Source organism: Microbacterium sp. T32 (assembly GCF_001619615.1).
Classification (GTDB): domain Bacteria; phylum Actinomycetota; class Actinomycetes; order Actinomycetales; family Microbacteriaceae; genus Microbacterium.
Window position 1 is genome coordinate 91,385 of sequence record NZ_LQQP01000005.1, and the last position, 20,489, is coordinate 111,873.

Genomic DNA, 20,489 nt, shown 5'->3' on the forward strand with positions numbered 1-20,489 from the left:
ACCGACATGGGTGGGCCGGTTGCGCACGACCCCGACGGTGGTTACTCGCCGGGGGCGTGGCATCCGGGATCAGACGAAGGCGCTCATCCCGGTGATGTCGCGGCCGAGCAGCAGCGCCTGCACGCTCTCGGTCCCCTCGTACGTGTGGATCGCTTCGATGTCGGCCATGTGCTGCATGACGCCGTTCTCGAGCAGGATGCCGTTGCCGCCGAGGAGGTCGCGCGCGATCGCCGCGATCCGGCGGGCGGCGCGGGTGTTGTGGTACTTCGCGAGCGAGGCCTGGGTGGGACGCAGCCCGCCGGAGGTCTCGAGGTCCGCGAGCCGACGGCAGAAGAGCTGCATGGCGGTGAGTTCGTCGAGCATCTGCGTGAGGCGTTCCTGCACCATCTGGAACTTCGCGAGGGGCTTACCGAACTGCATGCGCTCGGTGGCATATGTCCGCGCGGCCTCGTAGCAGGCGGTCGCGTGGCCCAGCGCCGACCACGCGACGCCCGAACGCGTGGCGAAGAGCACGGTCGACGCGTCCTTGAAGGTGTGCGTGCCCGGGAGCACGGCATCCGCGGGAAGACGAACGTCGTCGAGCGCGATGTGGGCCTGATGGATGCCACGCAGCGACGCCTTGCCCGTGATGACGGTGCCCGTGTATCCCGGGGTGTCCTGCTCGACCAGGAAGCAGCGGACCTGATCGTGGTCGGCGTCGCCCTCGGCATCCACGCGGGCCCAGACGAAGGTGACGCCGCCGGACGCGCCGTTGCCGATCCACTTCTTCGTGCCCGACAGCGACCAGCCGTCGTCGGTGCGGGTCGCTGTCGTCTCGAGCGAGACGGAGTCGGAGCCGTGATCGGGCTCGGTGAGCGCGAAGGCGCCGAGCACCGTGCCCTGGGCGAGCGGCTTCAGCCAGCGCGCCTGCTGCTCGGGGGAGCCGAACAGCGCGAGCGTGCGAAGCGCCAGGCCGCCCTGCACGGCGAGGGCCGTCGCGAGGGACCCGTCGCCCCGCGAGACCTCCATGTTCACGAGGCCCGCCGCGAGCGGAGTGGATGCCGGGAGCTCGGGGTGCTCGATGCCGTCGGTGAACAGCTCGAGCTCGCCCATGCGCCGGAGCAGCTCGACCGGGTAGGTCGCGGCATCCCATTCGCCCTGCATGCGGGTGCCGACCTCGTCGACGAAGGTCTTGGCGCGGTCCCATGCGTCGCGGTCGGCGTCGGGGATGTCGGCGAACACGGCGTAGTAGTCGGTGTCGCGGCGGCCGAGGAGGTCGTACGAGGCGATGCGCTCGCCGGGGAGTGTGCGGGGCTGGGCGTCGGTGCTCATGTACTCAGTATCGCGCATGGTGGTACTGAGTGTCACGCTTCGGGTGCGAGTGGGGAAGCTGCATTCAGGGAAACGCTTGCATTCTCATACGTCATTCATATGATGTTTAGCGTGCAGCCGCACACCCCGTTCACAAGGCCGTGATCGAAACCGCGAGTCGCGCGTCCGGGACATCCCCCTCCTCGACAGGACCCCCCCGTGAAGACAAGCCCCCTCCGTGGCGGCGCACTGGCGGTGATCGGAGCCCTCGCGGCATCCCTCGCCCTCGCCAGTCCCGCCGTCGCCGCCCAAGCCCGGACCCTCCACGTCTCGCCGGACGGCTCGGGTTCCGTCTGCTCCCCAGGCAAGCCCTGCGACCTGCCGACGGCGAAGGACCGCGTCCGCGATCTCGTCGCCGACGGTCGCGCCGATGTCGTCGTCGAGCTCGCCGACGGGGAGTATCGGATCGACGAGCCGCTGCAGTTCCGCCCCGAAGACGCGGGCGGTGACGGCGGTTCCGTGCGCTGGACCGCCGCCAGCGGCGCCCACCCCGTGATCTCGGGCGCCGACCGGGTATCGGGATGGCGCGTGCACGACGGGGACGCCGGCATCTGGGTGGCCGACACCCCGCAGGGCGTCGACACCCGTCAGCTCTACGTCAACGGTGTCTACGCCCAGCGCGCGCAGCGCCAGGTCGCCGGCGCCGATCTCGCGCTCGACGAGTCCGGGATCACGCTGAAGAACCCCGACCTCGCGTTCCTCAACGACGTCCCGCAGCCCGATCGCATCGAGTTCGAGGCGAAGGGCGACTTCACCTACCGGTACTCGCCGGTGGCGAGCATCGCGAACTCGAAGCTGACGATGGTCCAGCCGGCGTGGGAGAACAACACCTGGGGATGGGACACCCCGCAGTTCGCCCTCCTGGGCGGTTCCACCTATTGGCTCTCGAACTCCCTAGCGTTCATCGACCAGATGAACGAGTGGTACATCGATCCCGATGGCGGGAAGCTCTACTACAAGCCCGGTGACGGCGTGGACCCCAACGACCTCGACGTCGAACTCCCGCGGGTCGAGGTGCTGCTCAGCGTCGGTGGCACGTACGACCAACCCCTGAAGAACCTCGCGTTCCAGGGCATCACGTTCACGGGCACATCGTGGCTCGGGCCGAGCACCGACGGGTACGCGACGCAGCAGAACGGCTCCTACATCAAGGGCCACTACGACTACCGACCGGCCGACGCGTTCACCAGCTGCTCGCGTGGATGCGAACAGTTCGAACGCGCGCGGACCGGCTGGTGTCAGCAACCGGCCGCGGTGCAGGTGTCCGCGGCATCCGGTGTTCGATTCGAGGACAACCTGTTCGTCGGGCTCGGGTCGTCGGCGCTCGGGATCGGCAACGACACCAACGCCGCGCTGAGCGGCGTGGGCCTCGGTGCACAGAACATCCAGGTCATCGGCAACCGCTTCACCGAGGTGGGCGGTCACGGCGTGTTCGTGGGCGGCAACCGTCCCGAGGCGCACCACCCTGACGACGCGCGGATGATCAACCGCGACATCACGGTCGAGCAGAACACCGTGACGCGCGCGGCCGTGGAGTACAAGGACAACTCCGGCATCCTCAGCACGTACGTGACCAACGCGCGCATCCAGAACAACGAGGTCGCCAACGTCGCGTACGACGGCATCGACACCGGATACGGCTGGGGTATGAACGACGCCGGTGGCTCGGGGGAGTACACCAAGCGCGGGTACTACAACTGGAACACCCGCTACGAGACGCCCACGACGCTCAAGGACAACCTCGTCGCCGGCAACCTCGTGCACAACACGAAGTCGCAGTTCGCCGACGGCGGGTCGATCTACAACCTGTCGGCCAGCCCCGGGTCGGTGACGGAGCGGAACTACCTCTACAACGTCTCCGGCGTCGGACTGTACCTCGACGAGGGCACGCGCTCGACGATCTACCGGCAGAACGTGCTCCAGGGCACGAATCCGTGGGTGTTCACCAACGCCTACAACGCCACGAACACGAGCGACAACCTCATCACGCAGAACTGGTACAACTCCGGCGGCACCCAGACGCCGAACCTCGAGGCGAACCGCAACAGGCTCGTCGACAACGTGCAGGTGTCGGGACTGAACTGGCCGGATGCCGCGCGCCAGGTCATCTGCCAGGCCGGGGTCGCTCCCGAGAGGCGGACCGCACTGAACGCCACGCTGTTCACCGAGGACGCCGCGTGCGGTGACACGGGCGAGCAGGTCGGTGCACCGTTCACGACCACGGCGGCGTCGGCGAACAGTTCGCACTTCGCTCAGTCGGACGGCCACTTCGCCATCCGTGCGCAGGGCGCGGACGTGTGGGGCGGCGGGGGTCAGCGCGACGACGCGTACGGCTCCATCTTCCAGAAGGACGCCGTGAACGCGGTGTCCAGCGTGTCCGCGCGCGTCGACACCGTCGGCGACGCGAACGCCTGGGCGAAGTCGGGCGTGATGATCCGCAACGACATCGATCAGCCGGGGGCGTCCGCCGGGTACGCGCTCGTGGCCGTCACTCCGCGCAACGGCGTCGTCTTCCACTGGGATGCCAACGGCGACGGCTACGTCGAGAGCTCGGCCGCGGTGAACGTGAACACGTTCCGCCCGGTGTGGGTGAAGCTCGACCGCAGCGGTGATCAGGTGAGCGCCTGGTACTCGTTCGATGGGACCAACTACGCGCAGATCGGCTCGACGGTCACCCTGACGGGAGCAGCCGCGGTGCAGGATGCCGGGATCTTCTCGTCGTCGCACGATGCGGGCCGCTCGGCTCTCAACGTGTTCAGCGACCTGCGCATCGCCCGCGACGACGTGAAGCCGACGGCGACGCTCGTCGCGCCGACCGCCGCGGGTCCGTCGCGCACGCTCGACCTCCGGGTCGACGCGACCGATGACCGCGGTCTGTCGCAGATCGTGGCCAACGTCTACCAGGGCGGCACGCTCGTGCGCAGCACGCAGACGACGGTTGCGGACGAAGCGCGCGAGGCGACGCACACGGCGTCGGTGTCGCTGCCGGACGGGCAGTACCAGCTGAAGTACAACGCGCACGACCGTGCGGGCAACGTCTCGGCGACCGGAACGTTCGCGTTCACGATCGACGCGACCGCGCCGACGGTGACCGTGAAGGACGGCACGAACTTCACCGTCGCCACCGGGGAGTCGTACGACCGGGTGAGCTTCAAGCTGTACGACGCCGGCCGCGTCGACCGGGTCGAACTCAACGGGGTCGTGAAGGATCTGGCGAACGCGCCCTGGTCCGACGTGAACTTCGTTGCGCCCGGCGTCTTCGGCGCGGTCCGCGGAGAGAACACGCTCGTCGTGTTCGACGTCGCCGGCAACAGCCAGTCGACGGTGTTCACGCTGAACTGACGAAGGGGCGTGCCCCCTCGTTCCGCGGAGCGAGGGGGCACGCCCGTGTCCGGCGGCGCGTCAGCGCACGACGGGGTCGCCGTCTCCCGCCGCGAGGAGCTCGAGCTGGCGGCGGTGCGGGAGGCTCTCCCAGTCCCCGCGGCCGAGGCAGGCGAATGCGCCCGCGGCCACCGCCGTGTCGATGCGGCTCTCGAGAGGCGCTCCGCGCAGGCTCTCCGCGAGGTATCCCGCCACGAAGGCGTCGCCCGCGCCGACTGTGTCGACGGGGTGGATGGGCCACGCCGGTCGGTGCAGCAGCCGTCCCTCCGCGAGGACCGTCGCCCCGTCGGCGCCGCGCTTGAGTGCGACCGTCGACGGGCCCAGCGCCGCAATGGCATCCATCAGCTCGTCGTCGGGCCTCTCGCCGACGAGGAGCGCCGCCTCCTCGCGGCCGGCGAACACCATGTCGGACTGCGCGGCGAGCCGCCGGTACACCGCGGAGGCATCTCGCCCGCGCCAGAGCGAAGGCCGGTGGTTGACGTCGAACGACACCGTCGCGCCGGCGGCGCGTGCGGCTGACATCGCCGCGTCGACCGCGGTGGACGCGGATGCCGAGAGCGCGGGGGTGATCCCGGTCACGTGCAGGACCGTGGCGGGGGTGAGCGGCGCGAGGTCGAGGTCGTCGGGGTGCAGCCGGCTGCCGGCACTGCCCGCACGCCAGTACTGCACGCCCACCCGCCCCGGAGCGATCTCGGTCTTCATCATCGAGCCGGTGGATGCCTCGGCGTCGACGGTGACGCGGAGCTCGACGCCCTCGGCGCGCAGTTCCCTGCAGATCCGTCGCCCCGCGACGTCATCACCCAGGCGTCCCATCCACACCGCGCGGCCGCCCAGCCGCGCGACCCCTACGGCCACATTGCTCTCGGCGCCGCCGAACGACAGGCGGTAGTCGGTGGCATTCTCGCCCTCGGCGGGGTCGGTCGGGCGGAACAGTGCCATGGTCTCGCCGAACGTGACGACCGCGGCGCTCACGACGCCGCCCGCAGCTGCATCGCCGCCCGGCTCCGCTCGGCGACGCGCGACAGGTCTCCCGTCGCGATCTCGGCGCGCGGAGCGAGCCAACTGCCGCTCACGGCCGGCACCGCGGGGTGCGCGAGGTAGTCGGCGGCGTTGTGCGGTCCGACGCCGCCGCTCGGCACGAAGCCGGTGTCGGCGAACACCGCGGCCAGCGCATTGATCGCGGCCGGCCCTCCGAGGAGGTCGGCCGGGAAGAGTTTCACCGCCGAGAGGCCCGCGCGTCGGGCGCGCTGCACCTCGGTCGCCGACGCCACACCGGGCAGGACGTGAAGCCCCCGCGTCCGGGCGTGGTCGACGACGTCGTCGTCGAATCCGGGGCTGACGACGAACGCCGCGCCGGCGTCGGCGACGCGGTCGACCTGCGCGGCCTCGAGCACCGTGCCGGCCCCCACGACGAATCCCGGCGGAGCCGCCGCGGTCATCGCGGCGAGCACGTCCAGCGCACGCGGCGTCCGCAGCGTGATCTCGGCGCAGTCCACGCCACCGTCGTGCAGGGCGTGCGCGAGGTCGACCGCGAGCTCGGGGCGGTCGCACACGATCACCGGGACGATGGGGAACGCGCGCAGCCAGTCGTTCATCGGCCGAGCCACCCGCCGTCGACGGGGAGCACAATGCCGTTCACGTAGTCCGAGGCGGCGGATGCCAGGAACACCGTCGCCCCGGCGAGATCCGAGCCCTCGCCCCAGCGTCCCGCCGGGATCCGCTCCAGGATGCTGCGCGAACGGTCGGCATCCGCGCGCAGCGGGGCGGTGTTGTCGGTCGCGATGTAGCCGGGGGCGATCGCGTTGACGTTGACGCCCCGCGCGGCCCACTCGTTGGACAGGGCCTTGGTGAGTCCCGCGATGCCCGACCTCGCCGCGGCGTAGCCGGGGACGTTGATGCCGCCCTGGAAGCTCAGCAGGGAGGCCGTGAACACGATCTTGCCGGACCCTCGCTCGAGCATTCCCGCCGCGACGGCCTGAGTGAGGAGGAACGGGCTTGTGAGGTCGACCTCGATCACTCGCTCCCACAGGGCGGTCGGATGTTCGACCGCCGGGGCGCGCTCGATCGTGCCCGCATTGTTGACGAGGATGTCGATCCGCCGACCGCGCAGGTGGTCGATGAGCGCGAGCACCGCGGCCCGGTCGGAGAAGTCGCATGCGAACGACGTGAACGCCCGTCCGCTGTCGCCTACCGCGGTCGCGATGTCGCTGTCCTCTCCGGCCTCCTTCGTGCTGACGGCGATGACGTCGGCGCCCGCCGCGGCGAGAGCGGATGCCATGGCCAGGCCGATGCCGCGGCTCGCGCCGGTGACGAGGGCGGTACGACCGGACAGGTCGAACAGGCTGACGCTCACCGGTCGCCGCCGACCGCGACGAGAAGCTTCAGCGCCTGACCGGCTTCGAGCGCGGCGAAGGCGTCGGCGGTCTTCTCCATCGGCACGACATCGGTGATCAGCGTGTCGGTGGGGATCGCGCCGCCCGCCAGGAGCTCGACGGCGGTCTCGAAGTCGCGGCGCTGGTAGACGCGCGCGCCGAGCAGGCGCAGCTCGCGCCAGAAGATGCGCTGCAGGTCGACCTCGCGGGGCTGCGAGTGGATGGCGACCACGACGATCGTGCCCCGGACCTTCGCCAGCGCGGTCATCCCCCGCACGGCGGCGGCCGCACCCGACACCTCGAACACCACGTCCGCGCCGGCCCTGGCGGTCCACTCCTCGACCCAGGCGGCCTGGTCGGTCGCGCGGGGGTCGAGCGTGCGGAACCCGAGGTCCTCGATCGTGCCCCGGCGTCCGGCATCCGGCTCGATGACCACGACATCGGCTCCGGCGTGCCGGGCGACGCTCGCGATGAGCACGCCGATGGGGCCACCGCCGATGACGACCGCGGTGTCTCCCGCGGACAGCTCGGAGCGGCGCACGTCGTGGACGGCGACGGCCACCGGCTCCACCAGCGCTCCCTCGCGCAGGTCGAGGTCGTCGGGCAGGCGGACGACGGTGGATGCCGGGACGTTCCAGAGCTCCTGCAGAGCGCCGGGGGAGTCGATCCCGATGAAGTCGAGGTTCTGGCAAATGTGCTCGTTGCCGGCGCGGCAGGCGGGGCACGTGCCGTCCCAGTCCAACGGCATCACGGTGACGCGGTCTCCTGGCATCCATTCGTCCACGCCGTCGCCGACGGAGGTGACGACGCCGCTCATCTCGTGGCCGAAGACGAGCGGTCGCTGGACGCGGGCGTCCATGTCGCCGTGGAAGACGTGCAGGTCGGTGCCGCAGAGGCCGGTGTAAGCCACGCGGATCTGGACCTGCCCCGCGGCGGGTGCCTCCGGCGGGATGTCTACGGGGTCGACGGTTCGAGCCGAGATGTAGTGAAGTGCGCGCACGGCGGGTCCTCTCCAGTGAGAGCGGATGGAATCGGCATCCGCTCCTTCACTGTACGGGGGTTTTCCTCATAGGTCACATGTATGATCTAATGAAAGCGCGCCGCATCGCGGTGAGTCGTCAACGACGTCGACCATGTGAGGACTGGAAATGGCAACACAGCACCGTCGCTTCATCCGTTTCGCCCGATTCGGAGCCTTGGCCCTGGCGGGGGTGACCGCGGTCGCTCTGAGCGCCTGCAGCCCCGGCGCCGGTGGCGGAGACACCTCCCTCGGCTTCACGCAGGCCGAGCAGGAGGCCGGCAGCCCGATCACCGTGTGGGTGGATGCCACTCGCGAGCCGATCATCGATGCCTTCAAGAAGGCGCACCCCGACATTCAGATCAACGCCGAGACGTACGACGGCAACGCGAGCGGCTCGGCGAGCCTCCAGACGCGCATCGCGCTGTTCGACCAGGCCGGTGAGGGCTGGCCCGACGTGGTGTTCTCGACGCAGAACAACGACGCGCCCTGGGCCTCGAAGGAGTCCAACGGCCAGCAGGCGTTCGCCGCCCCGGTGAACAAGGGCTGGTTCGACGACGACTTCCTCGCCGGGTTCACGCCGGGGTCCCTCGATCCCCTGACCATCGACGGCACCACCTACGGGCTGCGCAACGACCTCGCGCAGGTCGTGTTCTGGTACGACAAGTCGCTGTTCGACCAGTTCGGCTACCAGGTGCCCACCACGTGGGAGGAGTACGAGCAGCTGAGCGACCGCGTCGCCCAGGAGCACCCCGGCTACCTGCTGGGCTCGGTCGGGGACGGTTTCCTCGGGTCGTACGTCTACTACTGGGGTGCGCAGGCGCCGATCTTCCAGCTCGACGGCAACGACTTCACGTCCGACTTCGGGGCCGAGAACTCGGAGAAGATGACCGACCTGCTCGACCACATGGTGGCGAACAAGACACTGTCGACGGCTTCGGTGTTCGGTTCCGACTTCATCCAGCAAGCGCAGGGCAAGGTCCTCGGCATGCCGGGACCGGTGTGGTTCACGGGCGCGCTGTTCCAGAACCCCGACAGCCTCAACGTCCCCGCCGGTCAGCTCGGTGCGGGCACCCCGCTGCACTGGGAGGGCGAGGACGTCGGGACCGGTAACGTCGGTGGCGGAACGTGGCTCGCATCGAGCCACTCGAAGAACCTGGATGCCGTGAAGACCTTCATGGAGTTCGCCACCAGCTCCGACGAGTACCAGGTCGACCTCGCGCCCGGATACCCGGCCTACGCCGCAGCTGGTGAGAAGTGGATCGCCAAGCAGGCCGCGGACGGCTACTTCGTCGGCGACTTCGAGAAGAACGTGATCGACGCCGCCGGAGAGGTGTGGAGCGGCTGGGGATTCCCGAGCTTCAGTGCCGAGACCGCCTACAGCAAGGTCGTCCTGCCGGCACTCGCCGCGGGCAAGTCCATCGGTGACGTCACCGCCGACTGGCAGGCCGAGATCCTGAACGAAGCCCAGGTGCAGGGCTACACCGTCACTCGCTGACCCCGCTCGATCCCACGAAAGGCCAGGCCATCGTCACTTCCACGATGACGCCCCTCTCCGCCGGCGCGGAAACGCGCCGGCGGAGAGGCGAGCAACGGCGTCGAAACCCGAACCGTTCCCAGTCCGCGATGGCGTACGCCTTCAGCTCGGGGTACGGCATCCTGCTGCTGTTGTTCGGCCTCGGCCCGGCCCTGTACGCGGTGTATCTCGCGTTCACCAAGGCGGGGAGCTTCGCCGGCCTCGACAACTTCGCCCGCGTCTTCGGCGACTACCGCTTCTGGCCGGCGGTCCAGCACGTCTCGGCGTACCTCGTGATCTGGTTGATCTTCCAGATCGTGTTCGTCGTGCTGCTCGCGCTCATCGTGCACAACTTCGCGTCGCGGTGGCTGTCCACGTCGGTGAGGTTCGTCTATTACATCCCGGGAGCGCTCGCGGGGGCGTCCAGCGTGCTGCTGTGGCTGTTCCTGCTCGACCCCAGCGTGAGCCCGGTGTCCGGCATCCTGCGAGGCCTCGGCTTCGACTCCTTCGTGGCCACGGTCTCGCTCGACAACCTGCCCGTGATCTTCACGATCGTCTCGTTCTGGACGGGTGCGGGCCAGTGGATCGTCATCATGTACGGCGCCTTGAACAACATCAGCCCCGAGATCATGGAGGCGTCCCGCATCGACGGCGCCGGGCCGATTCAGACCGCCTGGTACATCCAGCTGCCGCTGCTGCGGAAGTGGATCTCGTACATGGTCGTGATGTCGATCGCCGCGGGAAGTCAGCTCTTCGTCGAGCCGCGTGTGCTCTCCCAGGCGAGCAAGGGCGTCGTCCCGCAGGACTACTCGCTGAACCAGCTCGCCTACCTCTACGCCTTCCGGCAGAACGACTTCAACGGTTCGGCCGCGATCTCCCTCATCCTTCTGGCCGTCGCCCTGATCCTGGCTGCCTTCTTCGTCTTCCGAGGAGGACTCTTTGAGCGCGACTGAAACCGCGACCCTGCTGCGCGCCGACGAGCGCGCCCTGGCTGCCCGCACGCGTCGGCGGCGGATGACGCCCGGCGAATGGCTCGGCCGGGCCCTCGTCGTCGTCATCGCCCTGTTCTTCGTCGTGTTCTTCCTGCTGCCGCTCGTCTGGCTGCTGCTGGCGCCGACGAAGACGCCGCGCGAGCTCCTCCTGAACGGGCCCTTCGACTTCGGGGCCTTCTCGACCCTGGCCGACAACTGGAACGCCCTCATGGCCTTCCAGAACGGCATCGTCTGGACGTGGCTCGGCAACGCCGCGTTGTACACCGGTGGCGCGCTGATCCTGACGCTGCTCGTGACCATCCCCGCCGGTTACGCCCTCGCGATGATCGACTTCCGGCTGCGTCGGACGCTCCTGGCGGTGACCCTCGTGGTCATGCTCATCCCGAGCACGGCCCTGGTGCTGCCGACCTTCCTCGAGTTGAGCGCGGTGCGGCTGATCGGCAATCCGCTCGCCGTGATCCTGCCCTTCTCGTTCTTCCCCTTCGGCGTGTACCTGACGTACATCTACTTCTCGACGAGCATCTCGAAGGATCTCCTGGATGCCGCCCGCATCGACGGCGCGGGGGAGTGGCGGGTCTTCTGGCGCGTGGCGATGCCGCTGGCGACTCCGGTCATCGCGCTCGTCGGCTTCTTCAACGTCGTGGGGAACTGGAACAACTACTTCCTGCCGTTCGTCATGGTGCCGGGGCGTCGCGCTCCGATCCAGGTCGGCCTGGCCGAGCTGCTCTCCAACGTGCCGCTGTTCAACCCGACGTCGGCGGGGTCCGTGACGATCGAGCTCCCCGTGCTCGCGCTCGCGACCCTGGTGTCGGTGCTGCCGGTGCTCGTCATCTTCCTGTTCTCGCAGCGCTTCCTCGTGACCGGCATGACCGCCGGCGGGACCAAGGAGTGAGCGTGCTGCGGGTGGGGATGGTCTGCCGGATGGTGCCGGAGAAGCGCGACGAGTATCTCGCTCTCCACCGCGCGGTGTGGCCCGGCGTGGAGCAGACGCTCCGCGAGGGGAACATCCGCAACTTCACGATCTTCGTCCGCGGGGACGTGCTGTTCGGCTACTACGAGTACGTCGGCGACGATCTCGCCGCCGACGACGCGAAGATGGCCGCCGACCCGGTGACGCAGGAGTGGTGGGCCCTCACCGGTCCCTGCCAGGTGCCGTTCGACGACGTCGGGTCGGAGCCGAACTGGCAGATCATGACCGAGGCGTGGCACCTTGACTGACCCCGGATGCCGGTGCGCTCAGCGCTCCGGGGCGGTGACCGCCGGGTGCGCTCAGCGCTCGCGAGCGGTGGGAAAGCGTCGGCGCTGCCACGCGTCGAGGATGTGCGCGCGCATCGCGGCTTCGGCCGCGACCGGGTCGCCGGCCGCGATGGCGTCGTGGACGCGCCGGTGCTCCTCGAGCGTGATGTGGAACGCGTCGGTGGACTGATTGCCGACGAAACGGGCCGACTGGCGCGCGCGCGAGAACAGGATCTTCGTGATGCTGCTCGCGAGCTCGTTTCCGGACAGCGTCATGACGAGGAAGTGGAAGTCGAGGTCGGCGTCGGGGAAGACCTCGGGGTCTTCGACCGACTCCTCCATGCGCGCCAGGGATGCCGTGATCTGAGCGATCTGCTCCGGCGTGCCGTGCTGGGCGGTCGCCGCCGACATCGACCCTTCGAGGGCGGCGCGGATCACCGAGATCTCATCGAGCACGCCGAGCGAAGAATCGTTCTCCAGCAGCACGGCGAGGACCACGGGATCGAGGACGTTCCACGAGGTCTTGGGCTGCACCGTCGTGCCGCGGCCGGGGGCGACGCTGATGAGCCCCTTCTCCTCGATCCGCTTCACCGACTCGCGGATGACCGTCCGGCTGACGGCGAAGTGCTGGGCCAGCTTCTCCTCGGGGGGCAGCGTGTCGCCGGGGGGAACGTCACCCTTGACGATCGCCTCGACCAGGTCGTGCACCACGGCGACCCCGAGCCGGGCGGTCGGCGTGCGCGGCGTCAAGCTGCGCAGGGCCGACGTGATGCCGGTGGGCGCGGTCTCCTCACTCATGCGGTCAGCCTAGTCGCGCGTGATCCGGCCCTCGGGCCGCTCGTCGCGGTCGACTTCGGGCACGAGCCGGAGTCCCGCGCGGTCGGGGCGCACGTGCGGCCCCGCGCCCACGAGCCAGCTCGCCCCGCGGTCGCCGCCCTCGGCGATGAGAGCCTCGTCGACGCTCACGCCGTGTCCGGGAGTGTCGCCGAGGACGATGCCGCCGTCGGCGAAGTGCTGGTCGATCCGCAGGCCGAACGGTGCCCCGAGGTCCCGCACCTCGGCGCTCAGGTGGTTCGGGACCGCGAGCGCGGCGTGGGCGACGGCCTGGTTCGCGGTCACCCCGACCGGGCTGATCGGAAGGTCGCGCCCGTGGGCGAGGATGGCGACGCGGAGGAAGTGCGTCACGCCCCACGTGCACCCCACCTGCACGACGTCGACGCCCCCGGCATCCATGATCGGACGGAACTGCTCGAGGCCCGAGAGGTTCTCGCCCGTGGCGACGGCCGCGCGGATGCTGCGGGAGAGCCGTGCGTGGCCCTCGGCGTCCCACCGCCGCAGGGGCTCTTCGACCCAGGTCAGGTCGATGTCGCGCTCGAGCTCGCTGATGTAGCGGACTGCCTGCTTGAGGTTCCACGACTCGTTGGCGTCGAACATCACCGCCGGTCGACGGGAGTTGCGGCCCATGGCATCGCGCACGATGTGCAGGCGACGACGGTCGGCGTCGAGGTCGCGTCCGCCCTTGAGCTTGCCGCTGCTGAAGCCGAGGTCGGCCATCTGCGCGTAGAACGCGGCGAGCTCCTCGTCGGAGAGGGCGATGTCGAGGCCGGAGGCGTACCCGGTGACGAAGCGGTCGCGACCCCCGAGCAGGCGCCACAGGGGCTCGCCGGCGGCCTTGGCCTTGATGTCCCACAGGGCCATGTCGAACGCGCCGATGCTGCCGAACGTGGCGCCGGCGTGACCGGCCTTGAAGACCCGGGCGAGCATGCGGTCGTAGAGTGCGGTCACCGCACGCGGGTCCTGGCCCTCGATGGCGGGGAAGAGGCGGGCGAGATCGGCGGCGTGCCCCGTGCCGACACCGGTGATGCCGGCGTCGGTGTCGACCAGCACGACCGCTTCCTCGGTGATGCCCGACGCGATGTGTCCATTCACGTCGCCGATGGGGCGTCCCCATTCGCGGAACGTGCGGAGCACGCGATAACCGGTGACCTTCATATCGCCCTTGACTTCCTGCTGGAGGGGCTCAACTCGAACCCTCAAAGAACATACATCATATGTTACTGTTCGATCGGAGCGACAGATGCGACGTTCCCTGACGGAGGCGAAGATGCAGACGCGATCGACGGCGAGGACGCCGGTCCTGACCGAGATCGGTTTCGGCGGGGCGCAGATCGGAAACCTGTCCCGCGAGGTCGACGACGCCACGGCGCGCGGAGCCGTCGACGCGGCGTGGGATGCCGGCATCCGGTACTTCGACACGGCTCCGCACTACGGACTCGGGCTGTCCGAGCGCCGACTCGGCGCGGCTCTGCGAGATCGGCCTCGCGACGAGTACGTCCTGTCGACGAAGGTCGGGCGGCTCCTCGTCGACTCGCCCGACACCGCCGATCGCCCGGACGACGACGGGTTCGCCGTGCCGGCGTCGGTCGTGCGGCGGTGGGACTTCTCGCGCGATGGCATCCTGCGCTCGGTCGAGCAGAGCCTGACCCGTCTCGGACTGGACCGCATCGACATCGCCTACCTGCACGACCCGGACCAGCACTGGGATGCCGCTTCGACCACCGGTGTCGGCGCGCTCATCGAGCTGCGCGACCAGGGCGTCGTGTCGGCCATCGGCGCGGGCATGAACCAGGCGGCGATGCTCGCCGACTTCGTCGAGAAGTGCGACGTCGACATCGTGATGGTCGCCGGCCGGTACACGCTGCTCGACGACGCGGCGGCCGATCGGCTGCTGCCCCTCGCGGCCGAACGCGGAGTGGGCGTGGTGGCCGCGGCCGTCTACAACTCCGGGCTGCTGAGCGTTCCGCGCCCCGCACCCGGCGCGAGCTACGACTACACGAGCGCGCCGGACGCGATGATCGAACGCGCGCACCGGATCGCCGACGTCTGCGAGCGCTACGGCGTGGATCTGCCCTCGGCTGCGCTCGCGTACCCGCTGCGGCGTCCGGAGGTGGTGTCCGTCGTGGTGGGCGTGCGGTCGCGCGCGCAGGCCGAATCGACGCTCCAGCGTTACCTCGCCACGGCACCCCAGGAGATGTGGCGAGAGCTTTTCGCGGCGAGACTCGTCGCGGCATGACGCGGGCGCGAACCGCGCACGCCACGACCCGAGGGAAGGACGCTGACGCATGAGATTCGCACGACGGGGAGCCCCCGGCTCCGAGCGGGTGATCGTCGAGATCGACGGTGAGAGCTACATCGTTCCTCCCGAGCTCGGCGACTTGAACGGCCGCTTTCACGAGGACGGTGCGCTCGAGCACCTGGCGGGGATGGATGCCTCGACCCTCAGCCCGTACGATCCCACCGGCGACGAGCGGTGGGCGGCGCCGATCGCGCAGCCCGGCAAGGTGGTCGGCGTGGGGCTGAACTATCGCGATCACGCGGCCGAGACTGGCGCCGACATTCCGGCGGAACCCGTCGTCTTCATGAAGGACCCCTCGACCGTGGTCGGGCCGTTCGACGACATCCTCATCCCGCGCGGCTCGGTGAAGACGGACTGGGAGGTCGAGCTCGGCGTGGTCATCGGCCGCACCGCGCGCTACCTCGACTCGGTCGAGAGCGCCGCCGACTGCATCGCCGGGTACGTCCTCTCACACGATGTCAGCGAGCGCGAGTTCCAGCTCGAGCGCGGCGGTCAGTGGGACAAGGGCAAGAGCTGCGAGACCTTCAACCCGTGCGGACCGTGGTTCGTCCCGGCATCCGAGGTCCGTGATCCGCAGGCGCTGCGGCTCTGGGCGAGCGTCAACGGCGAGATGCGACAGGACGGCACGACGGCCGACATGGTCTTCCCCGTGCACGAGATCGTGCGGTACCTGTCGCAGTTCATGGTGCTGCGACCGGGCGACCTCGTCAACACGGGTACCCCGGCCGGGGTGGGGCTCGGGATGCCGACTCCCGTCTACCTCCGCGGGGGCGACGTCGTGGAGCTCGGGATCGACGGCCTCGGCACCGCCCGGCAGCGGATGGTGCAGGCGTGAGCGCCGCGCCCCTCGACGGGCTCGTCGCCGTGGTGACGGGCGCGGGTTCGGGTATCGGCCTCGCCACCGCGCTTCTGCTGCGCGATCGCGGCGCCGAGGTGTGGAGCCTCGACGCGGCCGACGGTGATGCCGTTCCCGGCATCCCTCGCCTTCGGTGCGACGTCCGCGATGGCGCGTCGATCGCTGCGGCGGTCGCCGAGGTCGCCGCCGTCCACGGGCGGATCGACGTGTTGGTCAACAACGCCGGGATCAGCGCCGTCGGAACCGTCGAGGCCTTCGACGAGGCCGAGTGGGCGCGCGTCCTCGACGTCAACGTCGTCGGGATGGCCCGCATGAGTTCGGCCTGCCTCCCCTGGCTGCGGCGCTCCGAGCACGCCGCGATCGTGAACGTCTGCTCGATCGCGGCGCTGAACGGTCTGCCAGAACGCGCCCTGTATTCGGCATCCAAGGGAGCCGTCTACGCGCTGACGCTGGCCATGGCCACCGATCACGTGGGCGAGGGCATTCGCGTGAACGCAGTGAGCCCCGGCACCGTCGAGACGCCGTTCGTCACGCGGATGCTAGAGGGCTTCGCCGACCCGGTCGCCGAACGCCGGGCTCTTGAAGCGCGGCAGGCCACACGGCGACTGGTGCAGCCGGAGGAGGTGGCGCGGGCGATCGCGTACCTCGTCGATCCGGATGCCACGTCGACCACCGGCACGATCCTCGACGTCGACGGCGGCGTGACGCGTCTGCGCGTGCGGGCCGAGTCATGATCGACGCCCACGTCCACCTCTGGGACCCCGGGGTGCTGACCTACGAGTGGCTCGACGGGACGGAGCTGCGACGCCCGATGCTCCCCGCGGAGTACGACCGAGGCGGAGTCGGGGTCGACGGCGCGGTGTTCGTGCAGGCCGCCGACGGCCCGTCGGATCCGGTTTCCGAAGCGCGGTGGGTCGACGGGCTCGACTGGCCCGAGCTCGTGGCGATCGTCGCGAACGCCGACCTCGGGTCCGGTGCCGTGGACGCGCATCTCGAGGCCCTTGCGTCCATTCCCCGCGTGACCGGGGTCCGGCATCTGCTGCAGGATCTGGCGGTCGACACCTTCCCCACCCTTGTGCCGGGGCTCGCGGCGCTCGCCGCCCGCGGAGGGAGGTTCGACGCGTGCCTCCGTCATGCGCAGTTGCCCGCGCTGATCGCGCTGCTGCGGGAGGTTCCTGAACTGACGGTCGTGGTCGACCACGTCGCCAAGCCACCGATGGGCGAGGGCATCGACAGCGCCGCGGGGGCGGCGTGGGCTCGGTCGCTCGCGCTGCTGGCCGAACGGCCGCGGACCTTCGTGAAGCTGTCGGGACTCACCGCCGAAGCACGCGACACCGCAGAGGTCGAGCGCCACGCGCCCGCCTTCCTCGCCCACGCCGTCGAGGTCTTCGGTCCGGAGCGGGCGATGATCGCCAGCGACTGGCCCGTGAGCTCGCACTTCGGCGCGGGCGGGTCATTCGCCGACTGGGTGGAGCTGGTGCGCGCCGTGGTCCCCGCCCAGGGCTGGGACGAGGTCGCCGAGGGCGCCGCGCGGCGAGCGTACCTGCCGGGCGGCGAGCCGGCGCTCGCCCGCGGCTGACGCGTCGGGTGCGGCCGCGTCGGGGTGCGGCGGCGTGGGGTGCGGCCGCCTGGGGTGCGGCGGCGTGGGGTGCGGGCCGCTGGCGTTTCGGTGTCCAAGACACGCGGACGGTGCGGCGTGGCATCCGCGTGTCTTGGACACCCAACTCAACGACACCGCCGCAGCGTGCACGTCGGCGCAGCCACCGGCGCTCGCGCAGCGAACCCCCGGCCTACTGCGGCAGGCTCGCGCGCAAGCGGCGGGTCACCTCGGCCGCCGGCATGCGGCGGGGGAAGGCCGCGACGATGAGGTCGTCGCCCGCGGCGTCCTCGCCGTCAGGGTGCACGCCGTAGCGGCGCAGGACGTCGTCGAGGGCACGGCGGAGAGTGGATGCCGGCACCCGCGCGCCGCGCATGAGGCGGCGCAGCACGTGGTTGTGCACGGCGGTGACGAGGGCGGCGAAGCCGACGGCATCCAGGGGGTCGAGGCCCGGAAGCGACTCGCGCAGGTACTGGTCGAAGAGGCGTTCGTACTGGAACACCGTCACGATCTCACGGTCGCGCAGCGCGGGTTCCTCGCGCACGATCGCGTAGCGGCGGCGGGCGAGCTCGGGGTCGGCGGCGAAGTGCCGGAACACCCGCATCGACGCGTCGCACACCGCGGCCCACGGGTCGTCGTGCGGCTGCGACAGGAAGGTGCGCGTCTCGTCGAGGAGCACCTCGTGGTCGGCGAACACGACGTCTTCCTTACCGCCGAACTGCCGGAAGAAGGTCGACCGCGAGACTCCTGCCGCCTGCGCGATCTGCTCGACCGACGTCTGGTCGTAGCCGCGCTCGGCGAAGAGCGCGATCGCGGCGGCCACGACCGCGGTGCGGCCGGGAGGGGCGGGGACGTCGGTCATGACGGGAAGCCTAGGGGAGCCGCGGCCTCTCGACAGTTGTCGGGTGCCTCGCCGCGGACAGTGTCGTACGTTCGGGCCGCGGGGTGGACGGACCGATGGGAGAAGGTATGGCACATCGGACCGGTGCCAGCGGTGGGGCGTGGGCGCCGTTCGCCCACCCCGCGTTCCGCAACCTGTGGCTCGCGCAGCTCGGGTCGAACATCGGCAGCTGGATGCAGTCGGTCGGTGCGCAGTGGTTCCTCCTCGAGGCGACGCACTCGTCGGCGCTCGTAGCGTGGGTGCAGACGGCATCCCTGCTTCCGGTTCTGCTGCTGTCGCTGGTCGCGGGCGTGCTCGCCGACGGCGGCGATCGGCGGCGCCTCTTGATCGTGCTGTCGGCGGCATCCACGGTCGCCGCGAGCGCCCTGTGGGTGCTGGAAGCGGTCGGCGCGCTTGCGCCGTGGTCGCTGCTGCTCATGACGTTCGTGCTCGGATGCATCGCCGCGCTGTCGAACCCGGCGTGGCAGGCGATCCAGCCCGATCTCGTGCCGCGCGCCGAGATCCCGGCGGCCGCGTCGCTGTCGGGCATCACGGTCAACGGCGCGCGGGCGATCGGTCCCGCGCTCGCGGGAGTGCTGGTCAGCCTCGGCGGTCCCGCGCTGGTGTTCGGGCTCAACGCCGTGTCGTTCGTCGGCGTCGTCGCGGTGCTCGCGAGATGGAGACCGGATGCCACGCCCCCGCGCCCCGCGCGCGAGCGGTTCCTGCCGGCCGCGGCCGCCGGCATCCGCTACGTACGGTCGGCGCCGGGTGTGCGGCGGATCCTGCTGAGGTCGGGGTTGTTCGTGGTCCCGGCGTCGGTGCTGTGGGCTCTTCTGCCGGATGTCGCGAACACCCACCTAGGCCTCGGCTCCGCGGGGTACGGCCTGCTGCTGGGCGTACTGGGCGTGGGCGCGGTGCTCGGGGTGTTCGTGATGCCGGCGCTCCGGCGGCGCCTGTCGGACTCGTGGATCCTCGCCGGCTCGGCCGCGGTCTACGCCGTGGGTCTCGCGGTTCCGGCGACGGGGTCGCTGCCCGCGGTGGTGGTGGCGTTCGTCTTCGTGGGGACCGCGTGGATCGCCACGGTCACCAACCTCAACGCCGCACTGCAACTGACGCTCGCCTCGTGGGTGCGGGCGCGCGGGATGGGCATCTATCTGCTGGTATTCATCGGCGGACAGGGCGTCGCGTCGTTCTTCTGGGGCGCGCTGGCGCAGGCGATCGGGTCGCTGGCGTGCTTCCTCATCGGTGCGGCGCTGCTGGTGCTGGTCGCCGCGAGCGTGCCGCTGTTGCCGCTGCTCCCGTCGACCGGGCGCCTCGACCGGACCGTCGTCGCTCTCGCCTCGGCGGCGCCGACGCTCGTCTTCCTCCCCGGTCCCGCGGACGGACCGGTCGCGATCACCGTCACCTACACGGTTCAGCCGGGCGACGAGACGGAGTTCGTCGCGGCGATGGCGGCGGTGGAACGCTCACGTCGCCGCACCGGCGCGAGCGACTGGCGACTCGACCGCAGCGGGGAGCGCGAGAACGTCTATCGCGAGGAGTTCGTCGTGCCCTCGTGGGGCGAATTCACGCGCGCGTCGGTCGAGCGGTGGACGGGGTACGACCGGGGAGTCCTGGATGCCGCGATCAAACTGACCGTAGGGGAGCCGGTCGAGGAGCACTTCTTCCCGGTGAGCTGATTACTCGCCCGTGGGAGGCGTGACGCCGAGATCCTCGTCCAGCTGCTCCTCGTCGATCGCGTCGCCCGGGACGGGCGTGCGGAACGGGGGCGTCGCGGTCGACGCGGGAAGCGTCTCTCCCTCGGCGCCGTCGTCGAACAGCACGTCGACGTCGTGGTCGAGGTCGATCTCGCGCGGGTCTTCCTCGGTCCCGTCCCGATGCACGGGCAGAAACGGATCGCTCATCGACACGGTCGTGTTCCCTTTCGGCCGGCGTGGTCTGACGCGGCTCAGCCTAGTTCGGGGGTGGGGCGAAAGGCCCGGGGCGGGGGGTGGCCCCGCGCGGGTTACCCTCCGCGGCGTCGGGCCGACGAGTGGGATGGATGCCGCGATGTCGGCCTTCGCGGTCGAGAGATTGTCCATGCGGAAGTAGGCGCCAGCCATGGCGACGAGAAACAGCGCAACCCAGATGAGGCCCGCGATGGGCAGGTTCAGGG

19 protein-coding genes are annotated in these 20,489 nt (G+C 70.2%); 10 read left to right on the top strand and 9 right to left on the bottom strand.

What is annotated here, in order from left to right; translation table 11 throughout:
* Positions 1-69: 69 nt before the first annotated feature.
* Positions 70-1,311 carry an acyl-CoA dehydrogenase family protein gene (locus tag AVW09_RS02550; protein ID WP_063256530.1) on the bottom strand — a complete coding sequence of 414 codons (1,242 nt, stop codon included), beginning with the start codon at positions 1,309-1,311 and terminating at the stop codon, positions 70-72.
* 198 nt (positions 1,312-1,509) lie between these two features.
* Here AVW09_RS02550 and AVW09_RS02555 point away from each other — a divergent pair, with 198 nt between their 5' ends.
* Positions 1,510-4,692: an Ig-like domain-containing protein gene (locus tag AVW09_RS02555; protein ID WP_197462540.1), complete on the top strand. Its 3,183-nt coding sequence runs from the start codon at positions 1,510-1,512 to the stop codon at positions 4,690-4,692.
* A 60-nt stretch (positions 4,693-4,752) separates the two neighbouring features.
* Here the strand turns inward: AVW09_RS02555 and AVW09_RS02560 are convergent, their stop codons facing one another.
* Genes AVW09_RS02560 through AVW09_RS02575 form a run of 4 tightly spaced genes read right to left on the bottom strand, consistent with a single transcriptional unit; the run spans position 4,753 to position 8,103 of the window.
* A complete protein-coding gene (locus AVW09_RS02560) occupies positions 4,753-5,703 on the bottom strand; it encodes a sugar kinase (RefSeq protein ID WP_231901745.1) in 951 nt (316 codons plus the stop codon).
* Positions 5,700-6,326, bottom strand: a complete 627-nt coding sequence (locus AVW09_RS02565) for a bifunctional 4-hydroxy-2-oxoglutarate aldolase/2-dehydro-3-deoxy-phosphogluconate aldolase (RefSeq protein WP_063256531.1) — start codon at positions 6,324-6,326, stop codon at positions 5,700-5,702. The genes AVW09_RS02560 and AVW09_RS02565 overlap by 4 nt, the downstream gene beginning before the upstream one ends.
* Positions 6,323-7,084 (bottom strand): SDR family oxidoreductase, encoded by a 762-nt coding sequence (locus AVW09_RS17515; RefSeq protein WP_063256532.1) that lies wholly within the window; start codon positions 7,082-7,084, stop codon positions 6,323-6,325. Before AVW09_RS17515 ends, AVW09_RS02565 begins: the two co-directional genes overlap by 4 nt.
* On the bottom strand, positions 7,081-8,103 hold the full coding sequence (locus AVW09_RS02575; RefSeq protein ID WP_063256533.1) for a zinc-dependent alcohol dehydrogenase: 1,023 nt from the start codon (positions 8,101-8,103) through the stop codon (positions 7,081-7,083). Before AVW09_RS02575 ends, AVW09_RS17515 begins: the two co-directional genes overlap by 4 nt.
* A 148-nt stretch (positions 8,104-8,251) precedes the next feature.
* Here AVW09_RS02575 and AVW09_RS02580 point away from each other — a divergent pair, with 148 nt between their 5' ends.
* From AVW09_RS02580 to AVW09_RS02595, 4 genes are all read left to right on the top strand, one after another.
* The gene (locus AVW09_RS02580; protein ID WP_063256534.1) at positions 8,252-9,619 is read left to right on the top strand and encodes an ABC transporter substrate-binding protein; all 1,368 of its coding nucleotides are present in this window, start codon (positions 8,252-8,254) and stop codon (positions 9,617-9,619) included.
* 128 nt (positions 9,620-9,747) lie between these two features.
* The gene (locus tag AVW09_RS02585) at positions 9,748-10,590 is read left to right on the top strand and encodes a carbohydrate ABC transporter permease (protein ID WP_231901746.1); all 843 of its coding nucleotides are present in this window, start codon (positions 9,748-9,750) and stop codon (positions 10,588-10,590) included.
* A complete protein-coding gene (locus AVW09_RS02590; protein WP_231901747.1) occupies positions 10,577-11,521 on the top strand; it encodes a carbohydrate ABC transporter permease in 945 nt (314 codons plus the stop codon). Before AVW09_RS02585 ends, AVW09_RS02590 begins: the two co-directional genes overlap by 14 nt.
* 2 nt (positions 11,522-11,523) lie before the next feature.
* Positions 11,524-11,847, top strand: coding sequence for an L-rhamnose mutarotase (locus tag AVW09_RS02595; RefSeq protein WP_231901748.1), 324 nt, complete (start codon positions 11,524-11,526; stop codon positions 11,845-11,847).
* A 51-nt stretch (positions 11,848-11,898) separates the two neighbouring features.
* On the opposite strand, the gene AVW09_RS02600 is transcribed toward AVW09_RS02595, so the two are convergent.
* Together AVW09_RS02600 and AVW09_RS02605 are read right to left on the bottom strand one after the other, a co-directional pair.
* On the bottom strand, positions 11,899-12,663 hold the full coding sequence (locus AVW09_RS02600) for a FadR/GntR family transcriptional regulator (RefSeq protein ID WP_063256536.1): 765 nt from the start codon (positions 12,661-12,663) through the stop codon (positions 11,899-11,901).
* Between the two features lie 9 nt (positions 12,664-12,672).
* The gene (locus AVW09_RS02605; protein WP_063256537.1) at positions 12,673-13,857 is read right to left on the bottom strand and encodes a mandelate racemase/muconate lactonizing enzyme family protein; all 1,185 of its coding nucleotides are present in this window, start codon (positions 13,855-13,857) and stop codon (positions 12,673-12,675) included.
* Positions 13,858-13,942: 85 nt separating this feature from the next.
* Between AVW09_RS02605 and AVW09_RS02610 the strand changes: the two genes are divergently transcribed.
* From AVW09_RS02610 to AVW09_RS02625, 4 genes are read left to right on the top strand one after another with little or no spacing between them, the layout of a single operon-like run.
* On the top strand, positions 13,943-14,938 hold the full coding sequence (locus tag AVW09_RS02610; RefSeq protein WP_231901749.1) for an aldo/keto reductase: 996 nt from the start codon (positions 13,943-13,945) through the stop codon (positions 14,936-14,938).
* A gap of 49 nt (positions 14,939-14,987) precedes the next feature.
* Positions 14,988-15,836 carry a fumarylacetoacetate hydrolase family protein gene (locus AVW09_RS02615; protein WP_063256538.1) on the top strand — a complete coding sequence of 283 codons (849 nt, stop codon included), beginning with the start codon at positions 14,988-14,990 and terminating at the stop codon, positions 15,834-15,836.
* Positions 15,833-16,591, top strand: a complete 759-nt coding sequence (locus AVW09_RS02620) for an SDR family NAD(P)-dependent oxidoreductase (protein WP_063256539.1) — start codon at positions 15,833-15,835, stop codon at positions 16,589-16,591. Before AVW09_RS02615 ends, AVW09_RS02620 begins: the two co-directional genes overlap by 4 nt.
* Positions 16,588-17,436, top strand: coding sequence for an amidohydrolase family protein (locus AVW09_RS02625; RefSeq protein ID WP_063256540.1), 849 nt, complete (start codon positions 16,588-16,590; stop codon positions 17,434-17,436). The genes AVW09_RS02620 and AVW09_RS02625 overlap by 4 nt, the downstream gene beginning before the upstream one ends.
* 211 nt (positions 17,437-17,647) lie before the next feature.
* Here the strand turns inward: AVW09_RS02625 and AVW09_RS02630 are convergent, their stop codons facing one another.
* Positions 17,648-18,316 (bottom strand): TetR/AcrR family transcriptional regulator, encoded by a 669-nt coding sequence (locus tag AVW09_RS02630; RefSeq protein ID WP_063256541.1) that lies wholly within the window; start codon positions 18,314-18,316, stop codon positions 17,648-17,650.
* A gap of 107 nt (positions 18,317-18,423) precedes the next feature.
* Here AVW09_RS02630 and AVW09_RS02635 point away from each other — a divergent pair, with 107 nt between their 5' ends.
* Positions 18,424-20,013, top strand: a complete 1,590-nt coding sequence (locus AVW09_RS02635) for an MFS transporter (RefSeq protein ID WP_063256542.1) — start codon at positions 18,424-18,426, stop codon at positions 20,011-20,013.
* Here the strand turns inward: AVW09_RS02635 and AVW09_RS17520 are convergent, their stop codons facing one another.
* Positions 20,014-20,238: a hypothetical protein gene (locus AVW09_RS17520; RefSeq protein WP_063256543.1), complete on the bottom strand. Its 225-nt coding sequence runs from the start codon at positions 20,236-20,238 to the stop codon at positions 20,014-20,016. It abuts the gene before it with no gap.
* Positions 20,239-20,489 lie beyond the last annotated feature (251 nt).